The organism is gamma proteobacterium SS-5 (assembly GCA_009497875.2).
Classification (GTDB): domain Bacteria; phylum Pseudomonadota; class Gammaproteobacteria; order Chromatiales; family Chromatiaceae; genus Magnetovirga; species Magnetovirga frankeli.
In genome coordinates, this window is sequence record CP032508.2 from 2,180,579 (window position 1) to 2,207,566 (window position 26,988).

Below are 26,988 nucleotides of genomic sequence, written 5' to 3' on the forward strand. Positions count from 1 at the left end.
ATTTTAGGTTCGCGGCTCCATCTCCAGCAGAAACCGCCAGACTGGTACCACCTGAATAGTGCCGAAGCCCACGGGGATGGTCTCATCGGTGCGCCAGGTGACGATGGTCCCCCCCCGCCACCGCCAGCTCGACCATGGCTTCGGAGAGGGAGCGGACCTCGCTCTGCTTGACGCGGGGATCGGCCAGCGAGGCGCAGACCTGAACCAGCATTATGGTTCGTTCTTGTCCCGACACTGATGGCAGCAGCGCGACAAGGTCCACCTCCCGGCCCGTCTTGGTCCTGTGGTAGAAGATCTCCGGCGTTACCCGGCGCAGCGCGATGAACACCAGATTCTCCAGCAGGCTGTCGCGGTTGGTGAGGATGCCGGAGCTGACCGAGGTCACCAGCGCGTGGTCGATGCAGTAGACCTTGCGGGGATTGACGCTGATTCGGGTCGGCGAGCTGGCAAAGATGTTCACGCTGAACAGCAGCCCGGCATCCTCGAACACGACGAGCCAATCGACCACCGAGCTTTTCCGCACCCGGTGGCCGAGGGATTTCAGATAATCGGTCAGATGACTGACGGCATAGAAGGAGCCGGTGTTGTCCACCAGCCAGTGGGCCAGATCGATCACCGCCCGAGGGTTGGAGCTGTTGTGGTACCCGATGATGCTGGCGAGGATGGCGTTCCAGTTCGCCTGATGGGCTTCAACACGTCGCCTCTCGTCGAGGCCGTTTACGCTGGGGAAGCCGCCGACCTGCCAGTAGTCCTCGAACGCCTTCTGGGTGGTCAGCCGCTGTTTGGTGGATAAGGGGCCGTCGCTATCGATATCCTTGCCGACGAGGAACTCCCGGAACGAAAGCGGGAAAATCTCCCAGGAGACGATCCGGCCGTTCAATGGGTAGCAGGTGGCGTCCTCCGGTGAGGGGAGCAAAGAACCGGCCACGATGACCTCGCACTTTTCGGTGCGCATCAGGCGGTCGATGAAGAGCTGCCAGTGCGGGAGCGCCTGCACCTCATCTAAGAAGCAGTGAAGCGTCTCGCTGCCGCGCTTCTGAGGGTGGAACTCGAAGTATGCATCCAGGATGAGATCTGGGTTTTCGTACCGCAGCCAGTAAAGCCGGTCGTCGGCAAGATCGAGATAGAGGATGTTCTCGCGGGGAACCCTGCTCTTGATCAACTGCCGGATGCGCTGGCGCAGCAAGGTAGTCTTGCCGCTCCCTCTGACGCCGGTGACTACTGAGACCTTGCCCGGCAGGCTGCCAATGGCAACACGCCGGGGCAGCAGTCCGCCCGGCAGCTCAAGGATCTGGAATTCGATGATGATTCGTTGCAGGCATTCGATCATGACATGGCCCGGTGCTCCCTGTTCGTTTTGGCAACCGGTGTCATTCATGCTTGGCGTGCCGGAAAAAGCAAATGGTTTGTTGAAACGGCGGGTGATTCCGTTCTATTCCGTTTTCGGGAACCGAACCGGTGTCCGATATCATTGACGGAAGCAATCCCGCTTTGCGGAAAAAGGGCGCGGATGTTACATAGGAGGAAGCGTGGTTTACGCCGCTTCCCGCTCGTACCAGGCGACGATGCCACCGAGCCGCTCTTGCCGTTTGACCGGGCCTGCGGATGTGCGCCGGAAATCGGCGGAGATGACGTTGTTGCCGGTGCCCTGGTGGGGGCGCTGGGTGTGGTAGTAATCGATCCAGACGCGGTTGATGTGGGCCAGCTGGCCAAGACCGAAGCAGACGAAGTGGTTCAGGCACTGGTGTTTGCAGGTGCCGGTGAAGGATTCGCAGAATGCGTTGGCCTGCGGCGCTTTCGGCGGAATACGGATGCAGCGCACCCCGGCCCCTTTCCAGAAGGCGTCGAACTGGCGGGTGAACTTGGTATCGCGGTCGTGAATCAGGTATCTGGCCTCGATGCCGTGGTCGTCGAGCCACATGGTCACATTTCGCGCCTGCTGCATCACCCAGGCCCCATCGGGATGAAAGGTCGGCTGGCTCAGGTAGACCCTGCGGCTGCCGAGATGGATGAAGACCAGCACATAGGCGTCGAACCTGCCGCGCAGGGTGTAGACCGGCTTGGTGAAGAAGTCGCAGGCCACCAGCGATTCCATGTGGGCGCTGACAAACTTCGACCAGGGAATATTGGGCCTGCTCTTGCTCTTCTCGGGCGGCGGCGGACAATCAGAGCGCTTCAGAATGTCGCGGATGGTAGTGAGCCCCACGGAAATCCCGAGCTTTTTCAGCTCGCCGAAGATGCGCTTATAGCCCCAGGAGAGATTCTCGGTCGCCATGCGCAGGATCAGCGTCACGATATCCTCGGCGGTGCCGGGTCGACCGGCCGGTTTCGGACGGCGGGTCTTGGCCTTCGGATTAAACCAGCGCCGGTAGGTCTGCGGCTTGACCACCAGCATGACGTCTGCAACGTCGTGGTTGATCTCGTTTCCCAGCCGCAGCAGTTCGGCCCGCTCCTCAGGGGTGGGAACTATGCGCTGGTCGTCTATCCGGTCGCGCAGCATTTTGATCTGAAACATCAGCAGCTGCATGCGGACGTCGTATTTCGGCAGAAACCGATGCGCCAGAAAGGTGAAAAGAACGAACAAAAGATTGAATTTCATGCCCACCAGCCCACGATACTGCTCAGGATGCATATCCTGTTGATTTAAATAGTGTTTAAACGGTGCATATGTTTCCGCACCCCTAGGAAAGACCCGATTTCGACCTTCCGATGAACCAGGTCGAAAAGAAGCCGACAATCCATGCCACGGATTGGGTGAAAATACAACGAAACGATGTCGGTGGGAGGCAATAAGACGGGGAAGTTGGAGCGCGATTTCCGGTGTCCGGCCGGACTGCAAACCCGTTATCCCCGTCCGGTGCTGGGAAATCGGGAGAGAAAAACGCTTCCTTTGACATGAGCCGCCGCCGGATGTCGGCTGGCATTATTTCTGATGTTACATCAATAGCTTACGAGGCAAGTTGAGGGTGGAGACTGTTTTGCGCCAGGTCGACGCACCCTCCAGGGCTTGCCGAGGTTCATCGAGCTCTCCAATAACCAACAAAAAATTGGTGGTTATTGTGGCCGAGAATCTGATTCAAATCGGTAACACCCTTAATTGAGGATATTCCTTATGCCAGACAATCTGTTGCAACAGTTCAAGTCCGGTTTTTCCGGACCGCAGTGGTATGACATATTCAATTAATCCTCAACCTTCCGATTTAGGATTGCAGATTGGCGATTGCGGATTGCAAGACCCCGCCCAAAGCAGCAGCTACCAAAATCCTCAATCCAATATCCCCAATCCGCAATTGGCATGACCTGCCGCCCATTGACCGGCTGGAAGGCTTTCGGCCTGGCGGCCGCAGCATGTACCAGAGGGTGATTGTGGCGGTGCTGTACGGGCGCACTTCGGTTCCAGCCTGGACCTACTGGATGCCCCGCATTGACACCGGGATCAGGCTCGGATCAGGCGTCTGGCATCGACCTTTTTAGCAAATAATCGGCTTTAATCGGTAAAGATCGTTTGACAACAGGCGGCCAATTCGTATATTTTCAAGTCATTTGAATGGGAGAACTCCGCTTGTTTTCCCTTACCTCGCCTCTGGCGAGCGCATGGCTTAACCACAATCGCCCACGAGGAGCTTGAGAAATGGCCGAGATGGAAGACCGCTGGTTATCGATAAGTGAGATCTGCAAGTACCTCGGGGTCAGCAATGACACCGTGTACAAATGGATTGATAAACATGAAATGCCCGCGCATCGCATGGGCCGCCTCTGGAAGTTCAAGAAGGATGAGGTGGACGAATGGGTGAAGGCCGGTGGCGCTGCCGAGCATTATAAAAAGCCCAAGGTTATAAAAAATGGCTGACCAAGAATGATTAACGATAGGTACAGCATGTCATTTACAACGGGCAGTCTTTTTCACCGTGAATCGGTGGAGCTGGCCGTGCTGTATCTTAATCTTGGCGACTGGAACGCTGTTCGAGACAAAGTCATCGCAGAAAACTTACTACAGACCAGAACGCTGAATACGCTCAAACGTGTCTGCCGTGAGGTCATCTCTAGGCTTAGAACGCTGAGCCCAGGCGAACTTGAATTCCTTGTTGAGGGCAGCCACCAAGAGCAGGCCTATCTCCTGTGGCTCGCCGTTTGCCGCCGGTACAGATTCATCGCTGATTTTGCCGTCGAAGTGCTTCGAGAGCGCTACATCACATTGAAAAGTGATCTGACCCACGAGGATTTTGATTCCTTCTTCAACCGGAAATCCGAGTGGCATTTGGAACTGGATGAGATCACCCCGGCGACACGAGGCAAATTGCGGCAGGTCCTGTTCAAGATGCTTCGCGAGGCCGATCTCCTAACGGCCAACAACATGATCCACGCTGCCATGCTCAGTCCAAGACTGTTGGAACTGTTTCATCAAGGCAGCCGCAGGGATGTTTTGTACTTCCCTATATTTGAATCCGCGTTAAGAGAAACCACAGATGGACACAGATAGACACAGATTTATAAACAGCTTTTTTATTTGTGTTCATCCGTGTGAATCTGTGGTTCTAAAAGGAAGGCTCGAATGACATTCGACCAAACCAGAATGCCAATGCAGGACAGATTTCAGCATCTCTTTGCTGTAATCTCAGGCCAGCGTTTTCTCAACAAGCAAGGTCTCGGTAACGAGGTTCCATTTTTCATCTGCCCCTTTAGGCCGGAAGAGTCCGTAGAAATGGAGCGGCTTCAGCGTCAACTGATTAATCGTCTAGAGCAGTTAGGTGTTCGAGTTCTGGAGGTCAATCTTTATGATATTTCGATAGAAATGCTCAGAGCAGAGGGTGATTTTGAGTGGTTGATTGAAAATGAAGAAAGCTTGGAAAAAGTTAAATTTCAGGAAGAGCTTCAAGGAATATTAGATATCGAAAATACTTTGATACCGGCTATTGCCGAAAAAATAAAATCCATAGATTTTGACGTGCTTTTTATGTCCGGCGTTGGCGAGGTTTTCCCCTACATCCGCTCGCACAATGTTTTGAACAATTTGCAGAGTACAGCGAAAGAAAAGCCAACCGTCATGTTTTTCCCGGGCGCCTACACCCACTCCTTGGAGTCCGGAGCTTCGCTCGATCTCTTCGGAAGGCTGAATGACGACAAGTACTATCGGGCATTCAACATCTTTCACTGCGAAGCCCAATTTTAGATAAAACTCCGAGGGAAGCGTGATGACTCTTAAAGCCATTTTTAACAAACCAGTGGGTCGCCCGATTGAAGGGGTGATCAAAGCTGATGATGAAGAAAGTCTTCGTCTCGAAATTGAAGAATATGTCCTTACCGGTGAAGTTGAGAAGCGGCTTGAGGCCTTTTTGGATGCCTATATTTCAGAAAAGGAGGTAAATGGTGCCTGGGTTTCCGGCTTTTTCGGGTCGGGTAAGTCCCATCTATTGAAGATGCTTTCGCTCTTGCTTGAAAACCGGCAAATTGACGGTGTCTCGGCACTTGATTTGTTCCTGCCCAAGTGTGGTGACAACGAAATTCTACGCGCCAATATCAAGCTGGCAGTTTCCATTCCGTCGAAAAGTATTCTGTTCAACATCGACCAGAAAGCGGACATCATCAGTAAGACCCAGATCGATGCTCTCCTTGCTGTTTTCGTCAAGGTATTTGACGAGATATGCGGCTACTATGGCAAGCAGGCATACATCGCCCAGTTCGAACGATCGCTGGATCGTGATGGGCTACTTGAGTCCTTTTTGAAGGAGTTCGAGGTCGAGGCTAAGAATACATGGGGATGGGGGCGAAGCAGGCCGATCCGAGTGGCAGATCAGGTTGACAAAGCCTATAACAAAGTCACGGGGCAAAGCCAAAAAGGCGTGCTCGATAAATATAGGCAGGACTATCGTCTCTCCATCGAAGATTTTGCTGAACAGGTGTGTGCGTACATCGAGCGGCAATCGACTGACTTTCGCCTGAACTTCTTTGTTGATGAGGTTGGTCAGTACATTGCTGAAAACGTCAAACTTATGACCAACCTCCAGACCATTGCCGAAAGCTTGGCAACGAAGTGTAAAGGAAGGTCATGGATTGTCGTTACTTCGCAGGAGGATCTGGATACGGTCATTGGTCAGGATGGACAGCGTCAGGGTAATGACTTTTCAAAAATCAAGGCACGATTTGCTTGTGAAACAGGAAAAAGTCCTGGGCGAATTAAGTTGACAAGCAAAAACGTCGATGAGGTCATCCAAAAACGGCTCCTGTCTAAAACAGATCAGGCGATTGGTCTCCTTAGTGACTTGTATCATTCTGAGTCCAATAACTTTAAGACTTTATTCGATTTTTCTGATGGCTCTAGAGAATTCAAAAATTTTCAGGATCGGGATCACTTTATCCGCAGCTATCCATTCATTCCGTACCAGTTCGCGCTGTTCCAGTCGGCCATTCAGAATCTATCGCAGCATAGCGCCTTTGAGGGCAAGCACAGCTCGGTGGGCGAACGATCCATGCTGGGAGTGTTCCAGCAGGTTGCGATCCAGATCGGGGATCATGAAATTGGCCAGTTGGCGACCTTCGACCTGATGTTCGAGGGGATTCGCACCGCGCTGAAATCTAATATCCAGCGAGCCATCATCCAGGCAGAAAACCACCTTGATGGCCCTTTCGCGATCCGGCTGTTGAAAACGCTCTTCCTGGTCAAATACGTCAAGGAGTTCAAGCCGACTCTTCGGAATCTGTGCGTCCTGATGCTGGACGGTTTCAATCAGGATCTACCCGCGCTGCGGAAACGGGTCGAAGAAGCCCTCAGCCTTCTGGAGCAGCAAACCTATGTGCAGCGCAATGGCGAGCTGTATGAATACCTGACCGACGAGGAAAAAGACGTCGAGCAGGAGATCAAGAACACCGAGGTGGAGTCGTCAGATGTTGCCTCTGAACTTGAGAAGATCGTCTTCGACCACGTCATCAAGCAACGGAAGATTCGTTACGACGCCACAGATCAGAAAGCAGGGGGCCAGGACTACCCGTTCTCCAGAAAGCTCGATGACCGACTGCACAGGCGCGAGTACGAGCTGGCTATCCATGTCATCAGCCCGTTCCATGAAAACTTTGAGCGCGAGTCCATCCTAAGGATGCAGAGCATGGGCCGGGATGAGTTGCTGGTCTTGATGCCTGCGGATGAACGCCTCGTTCGCGACATCCTCATGTACAAGCGGACGGAGAAATACATCCGCCAGAATATCTCGATCACGCAACAGGAGGCGGTGAAACGCATTCTGACCGACAAGGGCTTCCAGAACCGCGAACGGTATGCCGAACTGCAGCAGCGCGTTCAAAGCCTGCTGGGTAAGGCCAAATTGTTCGTGGCAGGAGCCGACATCGAAATCGGTTCCGAGGATGCCCAGACCCGGGTGCTGCGCGGATTCCACGAGCTCATCTCCCGTGCCTATCCAAACCTTCGCATGCTGCGCGGCATCACCTACACCGAGAACGACATCGCCAAATGCCTCAAGCATTCACAGCAGGGGCTGTTCGGCAATGACGCCACCTCCCTGGCCGAGTCCGAGCAGGAGCTGTTGGCGTTCATCCAGAGCAACAACCGGGGAGGCGTGCGTACCACGCTGAAAAACTTGCTGGAGAAATTCGAGCGCAAACCCTACGGCTGGTACTACGCCGCCGTGCTTTGCACCTTGGCCAACCTGTGCGCTCGCGGTAAGGTCGAGGTTCGTACCGACGGCAACCTGCTTGAAGAAGACGAGCTGGAACGGACACTGCGCAATACCCATGGCCACGGCAATGTAGTGCTGGAGCCCCAGGTCGAATTTACCGCATCGCAGGTCCGCGCCCTCAAGGAATTCTTTGAGGACTTCTTCGATGCCCCGCCTGCTGCCGGCGAAGCGAAGGCGCTCGGCAAGGAGACCGGCACCGCGCTCCAGGAACTCATGCACCAGCTCACCCCGTTGGCGGCTTTAGTCTCCCAATATCCGTTCCTGAATGCGCTGACACCGGTGCTTGAGAAGCTCAAGGAACTAACCGGCAAGCCCTATACCTGGTATCTGACCGAACTCACCCGCCAGGAAGACGCGCTGCTCGATATGAAGGAAAGGGTCATCGATCCTGTCCGCAAGTTCATGAGCGGCCCGCAGAAAGGCATCTTCGATAACGCCCGCAAGTTCGTTCAAACTCAGGAGCCCAACTTCGCCTACATCGATGGCGACGAAACCGCTCAGGTGGTTGCCAGCTTGACCGATCCGGAATGTTTCAAGGGCAACCGCATGCAGCAGGTGAAATTGCTCGTCGAAACCCTGCAGGAGAAGGTCACAGCCCAGATAGAGGCCGAGATTACCAAGGCCAAGGAAACCGTCGCCGCCCTCAAAGGCCGGATCGAGAGCATGGCTGAATTTGGCGCACTGAACGGCAATCAGCAGGAGCAGATCACCTGCCCGTTCAACGAATTCAACGCAGGCCTAGAGCGCCAGAAACTGATTGCCGTCATCCGCGACACCCTGCGCCGGTTTGAAGAGCAGGATTATCCGCGATTGCTGGCTAAACTATCTGAACCACAGATGGACACAGATGAACACGGATTAAAAGAACATGAAAAAAATATCTGTGTGAATCCGTGTGAATCTGTGGTTCAAAATATCCGCTCAGTGAAGGTCTCTTTTGATAAAGCTTGGCTGGCCGACGAGACCGACGTGGAACGCTACCTGGAATCCATGCGCGAGGCGCTGCTGGATGAAATCCGCAAAGGAAAAAGGATTCAGATTTGATGAACCACGAAATACACGAAAAGCACGAAATTTTGGTGAAAAACCATTTTCCTGGCACCGGGAAAATGGTCGGACGCACTGCCCATGGATAAGCTTGTCATTCAGAAACTACACAATCAATTCGACTCCTTGAGCCATGCCGTTCCGGACGAGAACGTCGAGTTCTGGTTCGCTCGGGAATTACAAGAGCCGCTCGGTTACGCCCGTTGGGAGAACTTCCAGACTGCCCTCAAGCGGGCCATCGAGTCTTGCGAAACAACGGGTTACGTTCCATCGAACCATTTTCGTGGCGTCACGAAAATGGTCAAGCTGGGTAGCGGAGCCGAGCGGGCTATTGAAGATTTCATGCTCACCCGCTATGCCTGCTACCTGATTGCACAAAACGGCGATCCGCGCAAGGAACCCATCGCCTTTGCCCAGAGCTATTTTGCTGTACAGACCCGCAAGCAGGAGTTGATCGAAGACCGAATGCGCCTGCAGGCTCGACTGGACGCACGGGAACGGCTGCGGGAATCGGAAAAGTCCCTTTCCCAGAACATCTACGAGCGCGGAGTCGATGACGCCGGATTTGGTCGTATTCGCTCCAAGGGGGATGCCGCTCTCTTTGGTGGTCATACCACGCAGGTCATGAAAGACAAATACGGGATCACCAAAACCCGCCCACTGGCGGACTTCCTGCCAGCCCTGACTATCGCGGCCAAAAATCTGGCCACGGAAATGACCAACCACAATGTCCAGCAAGACGACCTTCAAGGCGAGCATGCGATAACCCGCGAGCATGTGCAGAATAATGTGAGCGTGCGCGACATGCTCGGTCAGCGCGGTATCAAACCCGAGAAGCTCCCGCCTGAGGAAGACATCAAGAAGTTGGAGCGCAGGGTGAAAACGGAAGAGAAGAAACTTGAGAAGCAATCTGGCCGCCTACCTGAATCGAAGAGCGAAGAATGAACCACGAAATACACGAAAAGCACGAAAAAATACTGTTTAAGGATGAGTCATATGCCATCCAGGGGGCGATCTTTGATGTGTACCGTGAAATGGGCTGTGGGTTTCTGGAGTCTGTTTATCAGGAATGTTTAGAAAGGGAATTGACTTCTCGGGGTATTTCGTTTCAGGCACAGGTCGAGCTTTGTTTGAACTACAAGGGGCAGCCTTTGCTCCAGACTTACAAGCCGGATTTTGTTTGTTACGGCGGGATCATCGTTGAAATCAAGGCCGTTAAGGAAATAGCGCCTGAGCATGAGGCGCAACTGCTGAATTATTTAAAGGCCACAGGCATGAAGTTGGGGCTGTTGGTCAATTTTGGCTCATATCCTAAAGCAACCATCAAGAGGTTTGCCCTTTGAACTCTTTCGTGTTTTTCGTGCCTTTCGTGGTTAAAGGATTTTTATGGAAACACTAAAATTAAAGCGCTTCGCTCAATATGCCCGACGTTCTCTGATGGAACAGGTCTCCGCGAAACTGAAACACGTGCTGGCCGAGAACAGCGCGGCTCGGCGTGAACGTGCCGAGGCCATCAAGAAACTGGAAGAGGCGATCAAGGGCCACGGCAAGGAACAGGTCATCGAGCGGGTGGCCTACATCTGGTTCAACCGTTTCTGCGCCTTGCGCTTCATGGATGTGAACCGCTATACCCGCATCGGCGTGGTGTCGCCCGCCGAAGGACAGTTCCAGCCGGAAATTTTGGCCGAGGCCAAGATGGGCCACATCGACGAGGAGATGGTTCACGACAAGGTCCGGCAGCAGATCTTCGCCCTGCTCGACGGCAAAGCGCCCAGCCGCGACCCGCAGGGCGAAGCCTACCGTCTGCTGGTGGTCGCCGCCTGCAATTTCTGGAACAAGGCGATGCCGTTCCTGTTCCAGCGCATCGATGACTACACCGAACTGCTGATGCCCGACGACCTGCTCTCAGGCAACTCCATCCTCGCCTATACCCGCGAGGCGATGACGCCGGATGCCTGCCAGGATGTCGAGGTGATTGGCTGGCTCTACCAGTTCTACATCTCCGAGAAGAAGGACGAGGTGTTCGACGGCCTGAAGAAGAACAAGAAGATCACGCCCGAGAACATCCCGGCCGCCACCCAGCTCTTCACCCCGCACTGGATCGTGCGCTATCTGGTGGAAAACTCCCTCGGCCGCCTGTGGCTGCTCAATCGTCCCGGCTCGAAGCTGGTCGAGAAGATGGACTATTACATCAAACCAGAAGAAGATTTAACCACGAAAAACACGAACGACACGAAAATTGAAAAAGAAGAAAACTTTCGTGATTTTCGTGCCTTTCGTGGTTCAGAAAAAGATTTTTTAGTGGTCAATTCCCCGGAAGAGATCAAGATCTGCGACCCCGCCTGCGGCTCCGGCCACATGCTTACCTATGCCTTTGACCTGCTCTATGCCATCTACGAGGAGGAAGGCTATGAGCCCGCCGAGATTCCGGAGAAGATCCTCACGAATAACCTCTACGGTGTCGAGATCGACGAACGCGCCGGGGAGTTGGCGGCCTTTGCCCTGACCATGAAAGCCCGCGCCAAACAGCGCCGGTTCTTCAACAAGGGGGTCAAGCCGAACATCTGCGTGTTGGAGAATGTCCATTTCGACGAGGGCGAGTTGAAGGAGTACATGGATGTTGTCGGGCGCGACCTGTTCAGCGCGCCGTTGCAAACCACCCTGCGCCAGTTCGAAGAGGCCGATAATTTCGGCTCCCTGATCCGTCCCGATGTCACCGACGTGGACGGCATGCTCAGGATTCTGGAGTCAAAGAATCTCTCCGGGCAGCTGTTTATCAGCATGACCCATCAGAAGGTGCTGCAAGCTCTGCGGCAGGCCGATTACCTGAGCCCGAAATATCATGTGGTAATTGCCAATCCGCCGTATATGGGGCGGAAATCAATGAACCTATCACTGAAGAAGTTTGCACAAAGTGAATATCAAGATAACAAACTCGATGCTTTCGCCATGTTTATTGAGCGGAGTGTCGAACTTGTGAAGAAATCTGGCTACATCTCAATGCTGACAATGCAAAGTTGGATGTTTTTATCTTCATACAAAGCTTTGCGGCAGCATCTATTGAATAGCACAACGATTCAAACATTGGCTCAATTTGGTTCCAGAGCTTTCGATACGATTGGTGGAGGCGTTGTTTCAACAGCTGCATTTGTGACGAAAAATGCTGTCGATGTGGGCTTCAAGGGTGTTTATTTGCAGCTAACCGATGGCGAATCCGAAACAGAAAAACAGTCAATGTTGCTGCAGCGGTTAGATCTTCGTTACACAGCGTCCGCAAATGACTTTAAGAGAGTTGATGGCTCTCCAATCAGCTATTGGCTGCCAGAAGCAGGTCGTAGAGCGTTTGAGCAGGGGGATCCGATAGAAAAAATTGCTGAACCACGCCAGGGAATGGCCACTACTGATAACAATCAATTTCTTCGTTTGTGGCAAGAAGTATCTTTCAAAAAGATTGGCTTTGGATGCTCGTCAACTGGTGAGGCTGTTAAATCTGGCAAAAAGTGGTTTCCTTACAACAAAGGGGGTAGTTTTCGTAAATGGTATGGCAATCACGAATATGTTGTGAACTATGAAAACGATGGATTCGAATTGAAGTCAGTAGTTAAGGAAAAGTATCGAGAAAAAGACTATGCACAAGGTTTCTCCGACGAAAAATGGGACAAGTTGATTGAGGTATGGGTATTAAAAAATCAGCATTCATATTTCCTGCCGGCCCTCACTTGGTCTTTTGTCAGTAGTTCTGCATTTGGTGTGCGTCGTTCAGATGCGGGCTTCATATTTGATGTTGGTGGTTCGTCGGCGTTTCCGCCCAGCAACCGAATGAACGAGTTTACCTCTTACTTATGTTCGAAAGTCGCCTATTTCTTCATGAGTGCCTTAAATCCCACACTCAACTTTCAGGTAGAAAATGTTGCAGCACTACCAGTAATGAACGATGCTGTGGCAAAGATAAGCAAGCAGGTTTCTGCTGTCGCAGAAACAGCGGTTGCCCTTGCACGCGTAGATTGGAATATCTACGAGACCTCCTGGGATTTTACCAGCCTGCCACTGCTGTATCCCGACAACCGTCAGTCAACTCTGAAGGCCACCTACCAGAAGCTCCGTGCCCACTGGCGGGAGATGACGCTGGAGATGCAGCGGCTGGAGCAAGAAAACAACCGCATCTTCATCGACGCCTACGGTCTGCAGGCCGAGCTGACCCCCGAGGTGCCGCTGAATGAAATCACCCTGACCTGCAACCCGCACTACCGCTACGGCAACGACAAGAGCGAGGACGAGCTGGAGGCGCTGCTGCTGGCCGACACCATGCGCGAGCTTGTCTCCTATGCCGTGGGCTGCATGTTTGGCCGCTATGCGTTGGACAAGCCTGGGCTGATCCTCGCCAATCAGGGCGAGACCATCGAGGACTACTACAAAAAGATTTTTAACCACGAAAAACACGAACTACACGAAAAGGAAAACCAAGAAAACTTTCGTGATTTTCGTGCCTTTCGTGGTTCCTGTCTTTTTCCGGCGGATGACGACAACGTCATCCCCATGCTCGACGGCGACTGGTTCACCGACGACATCGCCGAGCGTTTCCGCAAATTCCTGCGCGTGGCCTTTGGCGATGAGCACTATGAGGCAAACCTCCAGTTCGTCGAAAAGGCGCTGGGCAAAAATGGCAAGGCCCGCGACATCCGCGATTACTTCCTCAAGGATTTCTATACCGATCATGTGAAGCGCTACAAGAAGCGGCCCATCTACTGGCTGTTTTCCAGCGGCTCTGGCAAATCTGGGGGCAACTTCAACGCGCTGATCTACATGCACCGCTACCGCCCTGATACGGTCAGCGTGGTACTCAACGACTACCTGCGCGAGTTCCGCACCAAGCTCACCTCGCACAAGAACCATCTGGAGGCGGTCAGCATCAGCGCCAGCAGCAGCCAGGGCGAGAAGACCAAGGCCCTGAAGGAGATCGAGAAGACAACTAAGATGATCGCCGAGATGGAGGAGTACGAGCGCGAGGTGCTGTACCCGCTGGCCACCGAGCAGGTGGAGATCGACCTCGACGACGGCGTGAAGGTCAACTACCCCAAACTCGGCGCGGCTTTGAAGAAGATCGTCGGCCTGGATGCGGCGGAGGATTAATCTGCGATGACCCTGTCTCCTCTCTTTGTCGGCGCTGACTATCAAGCGTGGTTGAAACAGATCAAGAACCGCATCAGCTCTGCCCGTCTGAGCATGGCGCTGGCGGCAAACCGCGAGTTGATTCGATTCTATTGGGACTTGGGGGGCATGATTGCCGCCAAGCAGGTGCAAAGCCAATGGGGCGATAAGGTCATCCCGCAGCTATCGCACGATCTGCAACGGGAATTTCCCGAGATCAGAGGTCTGTCGGCCTCCAACCTGAAATACTGCCAGCGTTTTTATCAGTTCTATGCATCGGGCAGTGGGGATGGCGACTCGCCCGCAGACATCGCTTCGACTCCATTTGGTCAACAGCCTGTTGACCAAATTCCCTGGGGGCACAACATCCTGATCTTCACCAAGTGCGTCAGTGTGGCCGAAGCTGGTTTCTACATCGGCCAGACCATCGAGCGGGGCTGGAGCCGCGATGTGCTGGCGTTTCAACTCAAGTCCAGGTTGTATGACCGGATGGGCAAGGCAGTGACGAATTTTTCCAGCACTCTGCCCGCGCCCCAATCCGACCTCGCCCAGCAGACCCTGAAAGACCCCTATACCTTTGACTTCATGACCATGACCGCCCCGTATAACGAACGGGATGTGGAACGGCAGCTCACCCAGCACATCACCCAATTTCTACTGGAGCTGGGCAAGGGATTCGCTTTCATCGGCCGTCAGTATCATCTGGAGATCGCCGACAACGACTACTACATCGATCTGCTCTTCTACCATGTCACCCTGAAGTGTTATGTGGTGGTGGAACTCAAAAACCGCAAGTTCATCCCTGAATACGCGGGCAAGCTCAATTTCTACCTGTCGGCGGTTGACAGCCTGCTCAAGCGTGATGACGACCAGCCCACCATCGGCCTGTTGCTGTGCCGTGACAAAAACAATATCGAGGTGGAATTTGCTCTGCGAGACATGAACAAGCCGATGGGAGTGAGCGAATACACCCTGGTGGAAACCCTGCCCGATAACCTAAAGGGTGCGCTGCCGACGGTGGAGGAGATTGAGCAGGATTTGCAGCAGTTGCAGGATGAGGGTGATGGAACTGTACCGGAAGGGGTTGAGCCATGAACGACCGCATCGCTCAAGCCTTGACCAAAATCTTCGACCGGCACCGGATTGTCTTCTGGTACGACGCCAAGCAGGAATTGCGCGACGACTTCGAGGCGCTTCAGCTTCCCGGCGTCGAGAAGCTGGAGCTGATCAACAACGAGTACGGTATCAAGTACAGGCTCCTGCGCGAGCAACCGGAACAGAAATTCCTGCTCTACCGAGAAGGCCCTCAGCCCGCCGATCTGGATAACTGGCTGCTGGATGTACAACTGGCCCACGGTGAGTTCCGCACCGATCAGGTGGCCATCTGGCTGTCCGAACTGGAGCTCGGCCTGGAGTTTACGGATGTGGTGCAAGCCCATGCGGAGTTCTTCCAGGCGATCAAGCGCAAGGACGCCCTCAAGAAGCTGCTGAAAGCGGACGACACCGCCGGACAGATTCGCCTGAAGATGCTGGCGGTATGCACTGGCAGCGAGTCGCGCATGGATGCGGTGGTGGAAAACCTGCTGGATGAATTAACCACGAAAAACACGAAAGAACACGAAAAGTTCAAATTGATAGAACGGTTCAATCTTGATGCCTTCCTGTGGGAACAGATGAAACGGCACTATGGCTATGAGTCAGATGAACCAAGTATTAGGGACTTTGTAGTCACACTGTTCAGGGATTGCTACTTCCAAAACTTTGCCCCTGAAGCTGAAGGTTCAGGAGAAAACAACTTTCGTGATTTTCGTGCCTTTCGTGGTAAAAAATTGTCTTCCGACGCCCTGGTATTCCTCAAGCGCTGGAAAGACAGCCGTCAATTCGAAGGCGGCTTCGAGACCCTCTCGGGAGAATGCGCCGAGGTCCTCGGCATTGAGCAGGATCTGGCCAAGCGGGATTTCCGGGAGTTGATCGAGTTGGATTACTTCCGCCTGATTGACCAGAAGATCATCAGCGACCTGGTGCGGGCGGTGGCAGCCCGCACGGCCTCCAGCGGTGACGTGGCGATCTGGGTTCGCCAGCGGCGACAAGGCCACTGGTATCGTGAATATCGCCACTTGTACGAGGCGGTCGATTACGCTGTCCGCTTTATGCAAACCCTCAGCGAGATTGTTATTTTTGAACCACAGATGAACACAGGTGGACACAGATCAGAGAAAGATATCCGTGTGAATCCGTGTGAATCTTTGGTTCCAAATTCTTTGGGAAGCTGGGTGGAGCGGTATGCAAAATCATGGTTTCTGCTCGATCAGCTCTACCGCAAGTTCACCTACCATGTGCGCATGTCGGGACAGGCGTCGCTTATGGGCAGCCTGACCGATCAGGTCGAAAACCTCTACTCCAACAACTACCTGTTGAAGCTGGGCGACCGTTTCCAGACCTTCGTGGATGCGGCATCGAAGTGGGAAGCCTTCCCCGTGCGCAAACAGAAGGAGTTTTTCGAGCACTGGGTCCGGCCGTTCCTGCGCAAGGACAACAAGGTCTGCGTGATCATCTCCGATGCCATGCGCTACGAGATCGGCGATGAGCTGCTGAGTCTGATCCGCCAGGAAGACCGCTACAGCGCCGAACTGGAACCGGCGCTTTCGATGCTGCCCAGCTACACCCAGCTCGGCATGGCGGCGCTCCTACCCAATAAGGCACTGGCGATTGCAGACAACGAAACCGGCACCGTGCTGGTGGATGGGCAAAACTCGCAGGGAACGGCCAACCGCATCAAGATCCTTGGCCAGGCAATCAGTCAACGGGCTACCGCCTGCAAGGCCGACGAGTTGATGGCCATGAAGGGCGACGACTGCCGGGCGCTGGTGCGCGATCACGATGTGATCTATGTCTATCACAACCGGATCGATGCCACCGGCGACAAGCGGGAGTCCGAGGAGCGGGTTTTCGAGGCGGTGGAAGAGACCCTGCAGGAGCTGATTCGGTTGATCAAGAAGCTGACAGGGGCCAACGCCAACAACTTGCTGGTGACCTCGGACCATGGCTTCATCTACCAGAACCGCGCCATCGACGAGAGCGACTTCGTGGGGGAGGAACCACAGATGGACACAGATGGACACGGATTAAAAAATGGAAACAAAAACATCTGTGTGAATCCGTGTGAATCTGTGGTTCTCTTCAAGGATCGGCGGTTTATTCTTGGGAGGAACCTTCCAAAGCATCCTGGCCTGCACAAGTTCACCCCCGAGCAGCTTGGGCTTGCCGGTGAGGTAGAAGTGCAGATTCCCAAGTCGATCAACCGCCTGCGCCTGAAGGGCTCCGGCAGCCGCTTTGTGCATGGCGGTGCGTCGTTGCAGGAGGTGGTGATCCCGGTACTCAAGATCAACAAGAAACGCCAGAGCGATGTCACCGCCGTCGAGGTGGACATCCTGCGCGGAGCCAGCTCGGTGATTACCTCCGGGCAATTGGCGGTGACCCTCTACCAGGCCGGACCGGTGACGGACAAGATCCAGCTGCGTGTGCTGCGGGCTGGCATCTACACCGAGGCAGGCGACCTGATCTCCGACAGTCACGACCTGACCTTTGATCTGAGCTCGGAGAATCCTCGGGAGCGGGAGCTGCAGGTGCGCTTCGTGCTGACCCGCAAGGCCGACGAGGCCAATGGCCAGGAGGTCATTCTACGGTTGGAGGAAAAACACGCCGGGACTTCACATTACAAGGAATACAAGTCGCTCAGGTACTTGATGCGGCGCTCATTTACCAGCGATTTTGATTTTTGAATAGGAACCACAGATGGACACAGATGAACACAGATTTTTGTTCAAAGAGGAAACGCATCAGATTATTGGATGTGCAATGGAGGTATTGAACACATTGGGACACGGTCTGCTGGAAAAGCCTTATGAGAATGCCTTGTGTGTTGAGTTTGGATTGCGAAAAATCGCCTATGCGCAGCAGCCTCGTTTTGATGTGGTCTACAAAGAGGTCAAGGTTGGCGAGTACATTCCTGATCTGATCGTTTTCAACAAGATTGTGATCGATACAAAAACCATTGAAAGAATTACCGACCATGAAAAAGGCCAAATTCTCAATTATCTGAAAATCACAGGGCTTCGTGTCGGCCTGATCCTGAATTTTAAGTATGCCAAGCTCCAGTGGGAACGACTTGCCTTATGAATTCCATCTGTGTCTATCTGTGTGCATCTGTGGTTCAAAGGAGGGGTTATTCATGAATACTCTTGATCAAAAAATAAATCAGTGGTTCCCGGGACTCGTTGTCCGCAAGGATCTCGTCAAGACGGTCAAGGGCAACGCCATCGTTCCCTCCTACGTGCTGGAATATCTGCTTGGCCAGTATTGCGCCACCAGCGATGAGCCGACCATCCGGACCGGTATCGAGACGGTCAAGGAGATCCTTGCCAAGCATTATGTTCACCGGAACGAAGCCGGATTAGTCCGCTCGAACATCAAGGAAAAGGGGCGCTACAAGGTCATCGACAAGATCAGTGTCGATCTGAACGACAAGAAGGATGTCTATCAGGCGCAGTTCTCCAACTTAGGGCTAAAAGAGGTTCTTGTTGATTCCGGAACGGTAAAAAAACACCCCAAGCTCCTGGTCGGCGGCGTGTGGTGCATCGCTGATCTGGAATATGAGTTTACCGAAGACAAAAGCGCCAGCCCCTGGAGCTTGTCGACCCTCAAGCCGATCCAGCTCTCCCATTTCGATTTCGACGGCTATGTTGAGGCCCGCAAACAATTCACCACCGACGAGTGGATCGACCTGCTGGTGCAAAGCATCGGCTTCAACCCGGAGATGTTCGGCAAGCGCAGCAAGCTGACCCAGCTTGTCCGTTTGATACCCTTTTGCGAGCGTAACTACAACTTGATCGAACTTGGCCCCAAAGGGACCGGCAAATCTCACCTCTACTCGGAGTTCTCGCCTCATGGCATCCTGATCTCCGGCGGCGAGGTTACGGTTCCCAAGCTGTTCGTGAACAATTCTTCCGGAAAGATCGGCCTGGTCGGCTACTGGGATTGTGTCGCCTTCGACGAGTTTGCCGGAAAGCAAAAACGCGTCGACAAGGCCCTCGTCGACATCATGAAGAACTACATGGCCAACAAGTCCTTCTCGCGGGGCGTCGAGACGCTGGGCGCGGAGGCGTCCATGGTTTTCGTGGGCAACACTCAGCACACCGTGCCCTACATGCTCAAACACTCGGACCTTTTTTGCGAGCTGCCCGACAAATTCTATGACTCCGCGTTTCTTGATCGCATCCATTTCTACATCCCCGGCTGGGAGGTGGACATCATCCGGGGCGAGATGTTCTCCAACGGTTATGGTTTCGTGGTGGACTACCTGGCCGAGATCCTTCGCTCGCTGCGCAATCACGATTACTCGGACCGCTACAAGGAACACTTCTCCCTCTCCTCCGATATTTCGACGCGGGACCGCGATGGCATCAACAAGACGTTCTCCGGTCTGATGAAGATCCTCTTTCCGCATGGTGGAGCAACAAAGGAAGAGGTCGAGGAACTGCTAAGGTTCGCGATTGAAGGCCGCAAGCGCGTCAAAGACCAATTGATGCGCATCGACTCCACCTACGGCAACGTCCGTTTTACCTATCAAGACACTGATGGTCGGGCCAAGACTGTCACCACGCTCGAAGAAGAGGAATACCCCGGCTACTACCACAAGACCATCGCCGAGGAAGTTGAACCACAGATGAACACAGATGGACACGGATTAGTTCAAGAGAAGAATATCTGTGTTGATCCGTGTGAATCTGTGGTTCCTGCTCTTTCGGAAAAGCACCTCACATTCCAGGAGAACCAGAAGGGTCTTTCGTTCGATACGCTGCTCGGCCCCTACCTCAAAGGCGCGACCGCAATCACAGTCACCGATCCGTACATCCGCCTGTTTTACCAGGTGCGCAACTTCATGGAATTGTTGGAGACCGTGGTCAAGCACAAGGCCCCGGATGAGGAAGTGTCCGTGCATCTGGTGACGACGGAAGACGAGTTCAAAGGCGAACAGCAGAAGGACAACTTCGAGAAGATGAAGGAGTCCGCAGGCAGCGTGGGAGTGAACTTCACCTGGGAGTTCGACGGCACCGGCACGATCCACGCCCGCCACATCGTGACCGACCACGGCTGGAAAATCTCCCTGGATCGCGGCCTCGACATCTTCCAGCACTACGAGATGAACGATGCCTTCACCTTCGCCAATCGCCTGCAGCAATACCGCCCATGCAAGGCATTCGAGGTGACGTTTATTAAAACCGGAGAATCTGACAATGGCCATTGAACGGATAAGCAAAATCAAAAGCCATCGGATCTTCCGTGGGTTCGTCTGGCCCCAGGACCTGCTGGATTTCAAGGAGAAGAATCTGTTCTATGGCTGGAATGGCACCGGCAAATCAACGCTCTCCAATCTGTTCCGATCAATCGAAAAGAAAACTCCCGTTTCCGAAGGTGACGTCGAATTTATTATTTCCGGCAACAAGGTTGACGGAGCGGCCTTCGCAACGGCTCAGGGCCTTCCGCAGGTCCGCGTCTTCAATAAAGACTTCATTACCGACAACGTATTCACCAGTAATGGAGCTGTAACACCAATTTTCTTTTTGGGCGAAGAGAACATAGAGAAGCAAAAACAAGTCGAAAAGCTCAAGATCGACATCGAGCAGGCCGAGAAAGAAGGCCGTGACAAAGAAGCAGAGAAGCGCCGATCAGAAAAGGCTTTAGATGATTTCAAGAAGGAACGTGCCAAATCGATCAAAGACTTACTGAGCTCATCTGGCGGAAACAATCCGTACAACAACTATGACAAGCGCTTATACCAGGTGAAGTGTGATGAGCTTCTGAAGATTCCTGATGCTGAGCAAAAAGCAAAGGTCTTGGCAGAATCTGATCTCGACGCGCAGAAAAAAAAGAATGAATCGGCTCCGCTAGATAAGTTGCAAATCCTGAAGTTTAGCTACCCTGATACCCAGCAATTGACCGATCAAGTCGTTGCTCTACTCAAGAAAACTGTAGTATCAGCGGTAATAGAAACTCTCAAAGACGACCAAGAGCTTTCCGGGTGGGTGAAGACTGGTCTGGAAAAACACAAAAAAGAGCATTCCAGTGATTGTCTTTTTTGCGGACAGCCCTTGCCCGATGGCCGCATTGAGGAATTGGAAGCTCACTTTAATGACAAATACAACGCATTCATTTCCGAGATCGAAAGCCAATCTACGGTCATAAAATCGGCAATTGAATCTCTAAGATCATGCACACCACCTAATCGGCTGGGCCTGTACGACCATTTGAAGTGTGATTTCGACGCTCGGCACCAAGATCTGTCTAACGAAATCGCAGGGCTCAAGGGATATCTGGAGAGCCTTCTCGCCGCTCTTAAAGACAAAGCGCAAAAGCCATTTCAGTCCATTGAACGGAGTTTTGAGCTTGTCACCGGTAACGTAACCGTCATTTCTGATTTAAACGCGGTAATCAGCAAGCACAACCAAGAGACCGACGAGTTTCAAACAGCAATCAGTGCGGCGAGGACAGCCATCGAAGAATCCCTGGTTGCGCAAAGCCTGACGGAGTATCAGCAGAAAAGGAATGAAGTCGACGTGGTCGCTACCGCTCTTCAGACGGCCTCAGATAAGGCCACCGCGTTAAGAACTGAAGTTCGCGAGATTGAAAAGGATATCGAGGAACACCGCAGACCTGCTGATGAATTGAATGCCGATATTTGTTCCTACCTTGGCAGAGATGAACTTACATTCGAAATACAGGGCTCCGGCTATCAGATCAGTCGCAATGGAACTCCGGCTAAAAATCTGAGCGAAGGTGAGAGGACGGCAATCGCCTTCTTGTATTTTCTGAAATCGCTCGGAGACAAGTCCTTTTCCTTGAAAGACGGAATTGTCATCATCGACGATCCGGTCTCAAGTCTCGATAGCAACGCACTCTTCCACGCCTTCGGATTCATGAAGGACAGGACAAAAGACGCTGGACAGCTTTTTATCCTTACGCACAGCCATTCGTTTTTTAGGCAAGTGAAGAATTGGTTTAATCACCTCCCCAATCAGAACAAGAAAGACGTGAACGTTCGGCCAGGAAGATTTTACATGCTGACCAGCAATGTAACCGGCGGCAATCGATCTTCCTCCATATCTAAGCTCGACAGCCTACTGCATGAGTACGAATCAGAATATCACTATCTTTTCAGCCTTGTTTACGAAGCGGCCAATTCTGAAGAAGAGGCTGGATTGCAGCAAAATCACCATCTGCCCAACATCGCTCGAAGGCTCTTGGAATCATTTCTTGCGTTTCGCCAGCCGTCAAAGTCTGGAGAATTGCGTCAGCAACTCGATGTTATCGATTTTGATGTAGCAAAAAAGACCAGAATTCTCAGGTTCCTTCATACACACTCTCACGCTGGCCAGATATCTGATCCGGAACACGATCCATCAATTCTTATTGAAACGAAGCAGGTACTGAACGACCTGCTTTGCTTGATTCAAAAAGACGATGACCGCCACTTTGACCAGATGAAGGCGTTGGTTACCAAATGAGAGTTCTCCATACATCCGACTGGCATATCGGTCGCACCCTTTACGGCAGAAAACGCTACGAGGAGTTCGAGGCTTTTCTGACCTGGCTGGCTGAGACGATTCAGCAGAATAGAATTGATGCCTTGCTGGTGGCGGGTGATGTCTTTGACACCAGCGCTCCGAGCAATCGCGCCCAGGAACTCTATTACCGGTTCCTGTGCCGGGTGGCCGCCTCATCTTGTCGGCACGTTATCGTCGTCGCGGGCAACCACGATTCGCCTTCCTTTCTCAATGCTCCCAAGGAGCTGCTCAAAGCCCTTGATGTCCATGTGGTCGGTAGTAGCACGGAATCCCCGGAAGACGAAGTGCTGGTGCTCCGTAATGAGCATGACGCTCCGGAATTGATTGTCTGCGCCGTGCCCTACCTCAGCGACAGGGATATCCGCGTGGCGGAGGCTGGTGAGAGTGTTGAGGACAAGGAACGAAAGCTGATTGACGGCATCCGCACTCATTACGCCGCCGTCGCCGCCTTGGCGGAGCAGAAGCGAGAGGAACTCGGGGCCGATATTCCTATCGTTGGCACGGGGCATCTGTTCACCGCAGGTGGACAAACCGTCGATGGTGATGGCGTGCGGGAACTCTATGTCGGCTCCCTGGCTCACGTGACGGCCGGGATTTTTCCTGCCTGCTTCAACTACCTGGCGCTTGGACACCTCCATGTCCCACAAAAGGTGAACGGCTCCGAAACCATTCGGTACAGCGGCTCTCCTCTGCCCATGGGATTCGGAGAGGCAAAACAGCAGAAGAGCGTTTGCCAGGTTGCCTTTGATCAGATGGAGGGGCACAGCACGGCTGCATCGGTACAGCTGATCGACGTACCGGTGTTTCAGAAACTCGAACGCGTCAAGGGTGACTGGGACGGCATCTCAAGCCGCATCCTTGAATTGTCGGCAACGGGCTCCCCAAATGGTTCAGGAGTCTGGCTCGAAGTCATCTACGACGGCACTGAGGTTATTGGCGACCTGCGTGAGCGCCTGGAGGCAGCGATTTCCGGCACCCAAATGGAAATTCTCCGGATAAAGAACAATCGCATTATCGACCGCGTGCTGGGACAAATCCATGAAGAGGAAACGCTCGTCGATCTGAACGTGGACGACGTATTCGAACGCTGCCTCGCCGTCCATGATGTGCCTGAAGAGCAGCGGCCGGAGCTGCTTCGGGCCTACCAGGAAACGGTCTCGTCTCTCTATGAAGACGATGTGCAGGCGGAATAGAGAGGCTGTCGATGAGAATACTGCAGGTACGCTTCAAGAATCTGAACTCACTGGTCGGCGAATGGCAGATCGACCTGATGCACCCGGCCTTCGAGTCTGACGGAATCTTCGCCATCACCGGCCCCACCGGCGCGGGGAAGACCACGATCCTCGATGCTATTTGCCTCGCCCTTTATGGGCGGACGCCTCGCTTGAACAAGGTCACCAAGAGCGGAAACGAAATCATGTCCCGCCAGACCGGCGAATGTTTTGCCGAGGTGACCTTCGAAACCCTGACCGGGCGTTACCGCTGTCACTGGAGCCAACACCGGGCACGCAAGAAGCCGGATGGCGAACTCCAGGCCCCGAAACACGAAATTGCCAATGCCGATTCCGGCGAAATCTTTGAATCCAAGATCAGAGGTGTAGCCGACCAGATCGAGTCGGCTACCGGCATGGACTTTGATCGTTTCACCCGTTCCATGTTGCTGGCCCAGGGCGGCTTTGCCGCGTTCCTTCAGGCGGCACCGGATGATCGGGCTCCGATCCTGGAGCAGATAACGGGCACAGAGATCTACAGCCAGATATCCATCCGTGTCCATGAGCGCCAGCGCGAGGAGCGGGAAATGCTGAACCTGCTCCAGGCGGAAACGGCAGGCATCGTGATTCTTGAGCCGGAGCAGGAACAAGAGATTGGACAGGCACTCGAGAAAAGGCAGAAGGAAGAGACAGACCTTGCCGCTAAATCCACTGACACCGGGAAAGCCATTGCCTGGCTCACTACCATCGATGGGCTGAAGAAGGAAATCGGCAACTTGGCCGATGAAGCGAGCAAGCTGCAGGACGATATCGAGGCGTTCAAACCGGATCGTGAAAAGCTGGGCCGGGCTTTGAGTGCCGCCTCACTGGACGGCGCATACGCAACCCTCACCGCCACCCGCAAACAGCAGGCGGATGACAGAGCAGGCTTGAAAGCTGAGGAAGAGGCTCTTCCTGGACTGGAATCGTCCGCCAAGGAACAGGCCGAAGTACTGAAATCGGCTGAGCAACAAACCGCTCGGGCCAAAGAAGAGCTGAAAGCGGCCACGCCTACATTGCAGAAGGTTCGCTCCCTCGACCAGAAACTTGCCGATCAGAAAAAAGCTGTTTCGGAAGAAGATGAGGGCAGCAAAAAAGCTACGGCAAAGATTGATGTAGACAAAAAAGCCCGGCTCGAAGAGCAGGAAAAACGATCTAAGGCTAATAGGGCGCTGGATCTTGTGGACAGCTATCTCAAGGACCATGCACAGGATGAATGGCTGATCAGCGGTCTGGCTGGCGTTGAAGAACAGATCGGCGGCCTGCTCTCCAGGCAAAATGAAATCGTTCAAAAGGAGGCCGCTCAAGAAACGGCCAGTACGACTCTGGAACTGGCGGCAAAGTCACTCGAAGACTGTCAGAAGCAATCCGGCATTCGGAAGCAGGAGTTGGAGGACGCCTCGAAACAGCTTCAGCAGGCCAAGGATGCTTTGAGCCAGTTGCTGGGAGACCGCTTGTTGCGGGAATACCGCACCGAGAAGGAAACTCTGCTGCGTGAAATGGCCTTTCTGACCAAAATTGCTGAGCTTGAAGATCACCGGGCAAAACTGGAAGACGGCAAGCCTTGTCCACTCTGTGGCGCGACTGAACACCCCTTCGCGGAAGGGAATGTACCCGTCCCCGATGAAACCGAACAGAAGATTGACGCCCTGACCAGGCTGATCAGCAAAGCCGAGGATCAGGAAGCCGCCATCAAGAAACTCATCGATGCTGAAAGCCTGGCCCGTAAAAACCTGACGCAGGCTGAAAAGCTGGAGTCAGCAGCGGCTAATGACAAGAAGGCTGCCGAGAAAGCCCTGGCCGAGTTGAAGGACGGCCTGGTGAAACGCCGTGCTGATTTTGCCGAACGCAGGCAGGCCGTCACGATCAAACTCCAGCCGCTTGGTATTGCGAACATCCCTGAAACGGACATTTCATCACTGATCGAAACCCTTAGCGTGAGACTGAAGGCGTGGCAGGCCCAGGTTAAGAAAAAGGCGGACATCGAAAAACAAATTTCCGACATCGACAGCGAGGTGAAGCGGCTGGATGCGGTTATCGAAACTCAAAGCACCGCCCTGACCGAAAAGCTGGAGCGTCTTGAAACATTGAAAAAGGAACTCGCCGCTGGAAGTGATGAGCGCAATGCACTGTACGGCGACAAGAATCCCGACGATGAGGAGCACCGTTTAAACAAGGCGATTTCGGATGCCGAAGATGCCGAAAAGCAGGCCAGAGAACGGCACAATGAGCTCCAACAAAAATGGAATACTGCAAAGGCCCAGGTCGAATCTCTGAAGAAACGCATCGAGCAACGAGAGCCGGAACTGAGAAGGCTTGAAACAGAATTCTCCGCAGCGCTCGCGCCTGTTGGCTTTTCAAATGAAGAACAGTTCCTGGCGGCCATACTGCCCGCTGAAGCTCGGGCGGAGCTGACAGCCACGGCCAAGGATCTGGATGAGCGTCAAACGGATCTCAAGGCCAGACAGAAGGATCGGGAAACACGCCTGGCTACGGAAATGGCCCGCAAGGTCACCGACAAATCGCTGGAAGAGCTCGAGCCACAATTCAAGGAGCACGAGGAGGCCCAGAAAGAGCTGCGTGACATCATTGCCGGTCTCAAGCACAAGCTAAGTGAGAATACAGCGGCAAAAGAGCGGATAAAGGAAAAGCAGGCAACTATCGAGGCGCAGAAAAAAGAGTGCCGCAGGTGGGAAAACCTGCACGAATTGATCGGCTCCGCAGACGGAAAGAAGTACCGCAATTTTGCCCAGGGGCTGACCTTCGAAATGATGATTGGTCACGCCAACCGGCAACTGCAGAAAATGACCGACCGCTACTTGCTGGCCCGGGATGTCGCTCAGCCCCTGGAGCTCAACGTGATCGACAACTATCAGGCTGGGGAGATTCGGTCCACGAAGAACCTTTCCGGCGGGGAGAGTTTTATCGTCAGCCTGTCCCTGGCGCTGGGGTTGTCCCATATGGCCAGCAAGAATGTCCGGGTGGATTCGCTGTTTCTGGATGAAGGCTTCGGCACCCTGGACGAGGAAGCCCTCGACACTGCCCTGGAAACCCTTGCGGGCCTGCAGCAGGATGGCAAGCTGATCGGCGTCATTTCGCACGTGCCCGCCTTGAAGGAGCGGATCAGCACGCAAATCCAGGTAACGCCTCAAACCGGTGGCAGAAGCCAGATATCCGGGCCTGGATGCGGTAGCGTCGGCTCGGTTTAGCGGAGCTGGAGTTTCGAGAAGA

General features: G+C 53.6%; 15 protein-coding genes and 2 pseudogenes. 15 read left to right on the top strand and 2 right to left on the bottom strand.

Features of this window, described 5'->3' with window-relative positions:
• Window positions 1-3 precede the first annotated feature (3 nt).
• Both D5125_15300 and D5125_15305 read right to left on the bottom strand, forming a co-directional pair.
• A pseudogene (locus tag D5125_15300) lies at window positions 4-1,330 on the bottom strand (ATP-binding protein).
• A gap of 204 nt (window positions 1,331-1,534) precedes the next feature.
• A complete protein-coding gene (locus tag D5125_15305; protein ID QFY91188.1) occupies window positions 1,535-2,584 on the bottom strand; it encodes a transposase in 1,050 nt (349 codons plus the stop codon).
• Window positions 2,585-3,297: 713 nt separating this feature from the next.
• Between D5125_15305 and D5125_15310 the strand changes: the two are divergent.
• From D5125_15310 to D5125_15380, 15 genes and pseudogenes are all read left to right on the top strand, one after another.
• Window positions 3,298-3,474: pseudogene (locus D5125_15310) on the top strand (gamma-glutamylcyclotransferase).
• A gap of 157 nt (window positions 3,475-3,631) precedes the next feature.
• The gene (locus D5125_15315) at window positions 3,632-3,850 is read left to right on the top strand and encodes a helix-turn-helix domain-containing protein (GenBank protein ID QFY90719.1); all 219 of its coding nucleotides are present in this window, start codon (window positions 3,632-3,634) and stop codon (window positions 3,848-3,850) included.
• Between the two features lie 6 nt (window positions 3,851-3,856).
• Window positions 3,857-4,480 carry a DUF1819 family protein gene (locus tag D5125_15320; protein ID QFY90720.1) on the top strand — a complete coding sequence of 208 codons (624 nt, stop codon included), beginning with the start codon at window positions 3,857-3,859 and terminating at the stop codon, window positions 4,478-4,480.
• A 72-nt stretch (window positions 4,481-4,552) separates the two neighbouring features.
• A complete protein-coding gene (locus D5125_15325; protein ID QFY91189.2) occupies window positions 4,553-5,170 on the top strand; it encodes a DUF1788 domain-containing protein in 618 nt (205 codons plus the stop codon).
• Window positions 5,171-5,192: 22 nt separating this feature from the next.
• A complete protein-coding gene (gene brxC / locus D5125_15330) occupies window positions 5,193-8,732 on the top strand; it encodes a BREX system P-loop protein BrxC (protein QFY90721.2) in 3,540 nt (1,179 codons plus the stop codon).
• Window positions 8,733-8,816: 84 nt separating this feature from the next.
• Window positions 8,817-9,680: a DNA damage-inducible protein D gene (gene dinD, locus D5125_15335; GenBank protein ID QFY90722.1), complete on the top strand. Its 864-nt coding sequence runs from the start codon at window positions 8,817-8,819 to the stop codon at window positions 9,678-9,680.
• Window positions 9,677-10,078, top strand: a complete 402-nt coding sequence (locus tag D5125_15340) for a GxxExxY protein (protein QFY90723.1) — start codon at window positions 9,677-9,679, stop codon at window positions 10,076-10,078. The genes dinD and D5125_15340 overlap by 4 nt, the downstream gene beginning before the upstream one ends.
• A 43-nt stretch (window positions 10,079-10,121) precedes the next feature.
• The gene (gene pglX / locus D5125_15345; GenBank protein ID QFY90724.1) at window positions 10,122-13,865 is read left to right on the top strand and encodes a BREX-1 system adenine-specific DNA-methyltransferase PglX; all 3,744 of its coding nucleotides are present in this window, start codon (window positions 10,122-10,124) and stop codon (window positions 13,863-13,865) included.
• 6 nt (window positions 13,866-13,871) lie between these two features.
• Complete coding sequence (locus D5125_15350; protein ID QFY90725.1) at window positions 13,872-14,978, top strand: DUF1016 family protein; 1,107 nt, start codon at window positions 13,872-13,874, stop codon at window positions 14,976-14,978.
• Window positions 14,975-17,665 carry a BREX-1 system phosphatase PglZ type A gene (gene pglZ, locus D5125_15355; protein ID QFY90726.1) on the top strand — a complete coding sequence of 897 codons (2,691 nt, stop codon included), beginning with the start codon at window positions 14,975-14,977 and terminating at the stop codon, window positions 17,663-17,665. The genes D5125_15350 and pglZ overlap by 4 nt, the downstream gene beginning before the upstream one ends.
• A 13-nt stretch (window positions 17,666-17,678) precedes the next feature.
• Entirely contained in the window at window positions 17,679-18,062 is a 384-nt protein-coding gene (locus tag D5125_15360; protein QFY90727.1) for a GxxExxY protein, read from the top strand.
• A 52-nt stretch (window positions 18,063-18,114) separates the two neighbouring features.
• The gene (brxL, locus tag D5125_15365) at window positions 18,115-20,190 is read left to right on the top strand and encodes a BREX system Lon protease-like protein BrxL (GenBank protein ID QFY90728.1); all 2,076 of its coding nucleotides are present in this window, start codon (window positions 18,115-18,117) and stop codon (window positions 20,188-20,190) included.
• On the top strand, window positions 20,180-22,447 hold the full coding sequence (locus D5125_15370) for an AAA family ATPase (protein QFY90729.1): 2,268 nt from the start codon (window positions 20,180-20,182) through the stop codon (window positions 22,445-22,447). Before brxL ends, D5125_15370 begins: the two co-directional genes overlap by 11 nt.
• Window positions 22,444-23,700, top strand: a complete 1,257-nt coding sequence (locus D5125_15375; protein ID QFY90730.1) for an exonuclease SbcCD subunit D C-terminal domain-containing protein — start codon at window positions 22,444-22,446, stop codon at window positions 23,698-23,700. The genes D5125_15370 and D5125_15375 overlap by 4 nt, the downstream gene beginning before the upstream one ends.
• A gap of 11 nt (window positions 23,701-23,711) precedes the next feature.
• Window positions 23,712-26,966 carry an AAA family ATPase gene (locus tag D5125_15380; GenBank protein ID QFY90731.1) on the top strand — a complete coding sequence of 1,085 codons (3,255 nt, stop codon included), beginning with the start codon at window positions 23,712-23,714 and terminating at the stop codon, window positions 26,964-26,966.
• Window positions 26,967-26,988: the final 22 nt, after the last annotated feature.

Coding starts and splice junctions, on each gene's coding strand:
- D5125_15315 (QFY90719.1), top strand. CDS start 3,632: ATGGCCGAGATGGAAGACCGCTGGTTATCGATAAGTGAGATCTGCAAG.
- D5125_15320 (QFY90720.1), top strand. CDS start 3,857: ATGATTAACGATAGGTACAGCATGTCATTTACAACGGGCAGTCTTTTT.
- D5125_15325 (QFY91189.2), top strand. CDS start 4,553: ATGACATTCGACCAAACCAGAATGCCAATGCAGGACAGATTTCAGCAT.
- brxC (QFY90721.2), top strand. CDS start 5,193: ATGACTCTTAAAGCCATTTTTAACAAACCAGTGGGTCGCCCGATTGAA.
- dinD (QFY90722.1), top strand. CDS start 8,817: ATGGATAAGCTTGTCATTCAGAAACTACACAATCAATTCGACTCCTTG.
- D5125_15340 (QFY90723.1), top strand. CDS start 9,677: ATGAACCACGAAATACACGAAAAGCACGAAAAAATACTGTTTAAGGAT.
- pglX (QFY90724.1), top strand. CDS start 10,122: ATGGAAACACTAAAATTAAAGCGCTTCGCTCAATATGCCCGACGTTCT.
- D5125_15350 (QFY90725.1), top strand. CDS start 13,872: ATGACCCTGTCTCCTCTCTTTGTCGGCGCTGACTATCAAGCGTGGTTG.
- pglZ (QFY90726.1), top strand. CDS start 14,975: ATGAACGACCGCATCGCTCAAGCCTTGACCAAAATCTTCGACCGGCAC.
- D5125_15360 (QFY90727.1), top strand. CDS start 17,679: ATGGACACAGATGAACACAGATTTTTGTTCAAAGAGGAAACGCATCAG.
- brxL (QFY90728.1), top strand. CDS start 18,115: ATGAATACTCTTGATCAAAAAATAAATCAGTGGTTCCCGGGACTCGTT.
- D5125_15370 (QFY90729.1), top strand. CDS start 20,180: ATGGCCATTGAACGGATAAGCAAAATCAAAAGCCATCGGATCTTCCGT.
- D5125_15375 (QFY90730.1), top strand. CDS start 22,444: ATGAGAGTTCTCCATACATCCGACTGGCATATCGGTCGCACCCTTTAC.
- D5125_15380 (QFY90731.1), top strand. CDS start 23,712: ATGAGAATACTGCAGGTACGCTTCAAGAATCTGAACTCACTGGTCGGC.